This window comes from Parapedobacter indicus, assembly GCF_900113765.1.
In the GTDB taxonomy this organism is placed as follows: Bacteria; Bacteroidota; Bacteroidia; order Sphingobacteriales; family Sphingobacteriaceae; genus Parapedobacter; species Parapedobacter indicus.
This window is the reverse complement of the sequence record NZ_FOQO01000027.1, coordinates 1-3,651: the sequence shown is the minus strand read 5'-3', so window position 1 is coordinate 3,651 and position 3,651 is coordinate 1. Positions and strand designations below refer to the sequence as shown.

Sequence of the window (3,651 nt, the reverse complement as noted above, 5' to 3'; positions counted from 1 at the left end):
AAAGTGAAATTCAGTTTAGATGGCATCGGATACACTGACCTTGACGGTCAACGGATCCGGCTATTTTTCGACTCCAAGCAATTCGGGAACCTTATCTACTTCCACGCGACCACCATCGAGATGGAAGAGGTGGCGAGGAGCCTGCACGCTACCGGAGAGGCGGAGTGCCGCCAAGAGGATGCGGAAATGGTGGCGACTCTAGTCTGCGAGTTCAGTAACTACAACCGTCGGACGAAAGAGGCGGTAAGGGAATATGTAAACAAGTTAATAGGAGGGAAATAAAATGGAAAGAACAGTTCAAAGTACAACAACAAAAGAGGTAAGCACGGCAACCGTAGACGGTTGGAACCTCACATTCACGTCAGAAAGCGGAACAAACGCAAACGTCAACGTGCAGGGTCAGAAAGGGCCGTACAATATGAATGCGTACGCTAACGCAACAACCAACAATGTCGGATTCAGTAACGGTGCGCCGTATGATACGGATTTGGCCAGTGCCGTTGCAGAGGAAATGGAGTTAATCCTCAATCCCGTAGAGTAGTAATCAGTCACCAATTTAATTTTTAATCATATGTCACTAAAATCGTTTATCGCAAAAATCGGATTGTTTTTCGCTGCCATCTTTGATGCAGCCGCACGGACATGGGCAAAGGTTTCCCCGGAAGTGCAGGACGCGCTAAAGCAAGGATCTGCCATCCTTGACATCATAAATAAGAACGTCAAGGAAGCGCCGGACTTCGTTATTGAGCTCATCCAAAAGGCCTTTCCCAATATCGACCGTCCGACGTTGCTGGTTGGACTAAAAGGTGTCACGGAAGGGCTGAATATCGCCGACGGTATCGTCGATAATGACTTGCAGGCCACGGTCGGACGGCTACAGGAATACCTATCAGGACTAAAATCGGAACGCGCAGGTTTTTGGGCAGGAATCAGTTCCCTAGCGGCGAAGTTGCTGGCATTCGGATTCGCGCCGGCCGGTACCAAGTGGGCCACATTCGAGGCCCTTATGGAGTTCGTTTACCAGCGATTCATCAAAAAATAATTTTTCCACGCCATTGCACCGGCGCGATCTACGTTGGTGCAATGGCTTACAGCGTGCCTCATGAAAATTACGAATGAAATGATAAAGGAAATTGCCCGCAATAACGGCCTTCCGTATGCCGCGCTGAAATCTTTCGACGAGGTGGAATGTCCTGGCAGGGGATTCAATGATGACGGGCGGCTGCTCATCCAGTTCGAGCCGGTTTGGTTCAAAAGGCATGAACCTTTTGCTCCATCCGGCAAATGGTCGGTAAACAAAGTTGATATCCAGTCACGGGAATGGGAGGCATTCAACGATGCCTGGAAGATAGATCCGGACAGCGCCATGAAATCAACAAGCATCGGCCGGCCGCAGATCATGGGTTTCCATTATGAAAGGCTTGGGTACAAAACCGTAGGCGATATGTGGGACGACTTCAAGCGCGGCGAATACCAGCAGGTATTGGCACTCGTCCGCTTCATCAAAACCGACGCAAAGCTCTACAAAGCGTTGATGTCCCGGGACTGGCACATGGTGGCCAGTATATACAACGGCGCTAAATACAGGGAAATGGCAAAGAAATGGGGTAGGGAGCCTTATGATATCAGTCTCCGAAAAGCCTACGAGAAATGGAGTAAATAATTGGAGAATAGTTGCGCACATGGAACCAATCAGGACACCGGGCAAACAGCCCACATTTTCACAGATCGTAAAGCATCCGGTAAGCTACGCATTATACGTAATAGTCGCTGTATTTACCTCCTTAATCTGGTGGCTTACAACTCAAAACGACAATTGCCGCGAGGAACTTGCTAAAGCTCAAGCTGAAAAAGACAAGTTGATAACAGCAATATTGGTGAAAAACGGGATCATAAATGAAGTTAAAAAAGCGAACGATTCCTTAAGAACGGAGGTCAAGAAATGAAAAATCTGATTATTGGTATATTGGCGGTTGGCTGTCTGTACCTCGGTTATCTGTTGTGGAGCGCTGAGAAGCGTGTCGAATCAATGGTGCCGGTTAAACAAGCAGCTGAGAAAACCGTTACCGCAGAAGCTGAAATCATCAGCAAAAATGTCGACCAGAACGGTATTGAACACGCTATCATTGACGGTGCCAAGAACGTAATTCAAGGTCCTATCTCGGACGCTCCGCTGGATACCGCGACAAAAAAAAGCCTTGATAGCGCGCTTAGGGTGATAGGAGTAAAGGACAAGCAGATATCGGTTTATCAGTCAGTTAATGCAACACTAAAAGACAGCTTGATGATGGCAACCAGGACTAAAACCGGCTACGATTATCAAGACAAATGGACCAGATTAAGCCTCAGTTTGCCAACATTGACCGATTCCGCAAGCTTCGCCTTTCAGTACAATGCAGAACTCAATTGGCTTGAATTCTGGAAAAGGAATTGGTTTTTGTCCCCGAAGCAGCATTATATAGATATATGGTTATCTGATCCCCGGGCGACTGTGAATTCTGTCAAACGGCTCAGGATAGAACCTAAATCGAAGCAATTTGGCATTGCTGTTATGGCCGTTGGTGAATATTACCGAGGCGATGCTCTAATGGGTGGGGGTGTGTCCGTAGATGCTGGCCGGTTCCGGTTACAGGGTAGTTACCTACATGACTTTTCGAGTGGAGAATGGTATCCCGCTTTTAGGGGTGGATTTAAACTTATTGATATTAACTGACAAATAATTAAAGCCATGATAATAATTACTACAGCCGCTAAGACGGTCACCATCCAAACACCGACTTTCAAATGGAACATTGTAAAGTCCCGGATCAAGGGACAGATACCGTATTCCAGCGGCACCCGTCTGTTGACGGAAATGGGAGAAGTTACTCTACCTTTCGGTGAAGTGCAGGGAAATGGCGATGCCTTCGGTACCGCTGAGGACTTGCAGACCTGGATAGAGTCGAATTGTTTTAGCGTTGGCGGGGGCACCGGCGAGGGGGTGCAAAGTATCGTTGAGGGACCTGGTATTACCGTTGACAGTACGGATCCGGGTAACCCCATCATTTCTTCCAATTTCTCGAACCCTACCTGGATCGAAGTCGACGAAAAGCCGGAGTTTATGGCAGCTGGAGATACCGCTGCCCAGGCACGTGCCGCTATCGGGCTCGGTTCGGCGTCAACACGGCCAGCAGGTGACTTTGCGACGTCTGCCCAGGGAGCAAAAGCAGATACAGCCGTACAGCCGGGTGATCTGGTGGGTCAGGTATATACTACTTATTACATTTCTTCGTCCGGATCAGACACAAATGATGGACGTACGCCTGAAACACCATGGTTGACGTTGGCCAAGGCACAGGATATAACGATTGACGAACAGGCTCGGGTATTACTCAGATCAGGCGATACATTTCAGGGTAGTATCGGATTTGTCGGTAAAACTACGGGCGTAATAGTATCAACTTATGGCGGTGAAGTTCCGGCCACGATAAACGTAATTGATAGCGCCAGCCATGGGGTGAATATATACAACTGTTCTAACGTCGAAATAACCAACATTAAAGTTGTCGGGTTGGGGGCTTCAACGTGGGGAAACGGTTCAGGTATATTTATATATAACGATACCCACCTTCTTGGTGTCAATTACAGGATACATAGATGTGAAGTCACCCA

6 protein-coding genes are annotated in these 3,651 nt (G+C 48.0%); all 6 read left to right on the top strand.

All coding sequences use genetic code 11. From position 1 onward, the window contains the following. Positions 1 to 282 (top strand): hypothetical protein (locus BMZ56_RS25785; protein ID WP_177195311.1); only part of this gene is annotated, 282 nt, incomplete at its 5' end. Position 283: 1 nt separating this feature from the next. Continuing rightward, entirely contained in the window at positions 284 to 541 is a 258-nt protein-coding gene (locus BMZ56_RS25305) for a hypothetical protein (RefSeq protein ID WP_090632640.1), read from the top strand. A gap of 30 nt (positions 542 to 571) precedes the next feature. Then, positions 572 to 1,042 carry a hypothetical protein gene (locus BMZ56_RS25300; RefSeq protein WP_090632637.1) on the top strand — a complete coding sequence of 157 codons (471 nt, stop codon included), beginning with the start codon at positions 572 to 574 and terminating at the stop codon, positions 1,040 to 1,042. A gap of 60 nt (positions 1,043 to 1,102) precedes the next feature. Further along, positions 1,103 to 1,663, top strand: a complete 561-nt coding sequence (locus tag BMZ56_RS25295) for an N-acetylmuramidase domain-containing protein (protein WP_090632635.1) — start codon at positions 1,103 to 1,105, stop codon at positions 1,661 to 1,663. Positions 1,664 to 1,942: 279 nt separating this feature from the next. Beyond that, complete coding sequence (locus BMZ56_RS25285) at positions 1,943 to 2,713, top strand: hypothetical protein (protein ID WP_090632631.1); 771 nt, start codon at positions 1,943 to 1,945, stop codon at positions 2,711 to 2,713. Positions 2,714 to 2,728: 15 nt separating this feature from the next. Beyond that, positions 2,729 to 3,651 (top strand): hypothetical protein (locus BMZ56_RS25280; protein WP_218146670.1); only part of this gene is annotated, 923 nt, incomplete at its 3' end.

Excerpts from the sequence above, each read along its gene's own strand:
- BMZ56_RS25285 (WP_090632631.1), top strand. The coding sequence starts at position 1,943 with ATGAAAAATCTGATTATTGGTATATTGGCGGTTGGCTGTCTGTACCTC.
- BMZ56_RS25300 (WP_090632637.1), top strand. The coding sequence starts at position 572 with ATGTCACTAAAATCGTTTATCGCAAAAATCGGATTGTTTTTCGCTGCC.
- BMZ56_RS25295 (WP_090632635.1), top strand. The coding sequence starts at position 1,103 with ATGAAAATTACGAATGAAATGATAAAGGAAATTGCCCGCAATAACGGC.
- BMZ56_RS25305 (WP_090632640.1), top strand. The coding sequence starts at position 284 with ATGGAAAGAACAGTTCAAAGTACAACAACAAAAGAGGTAAGCACGGCA.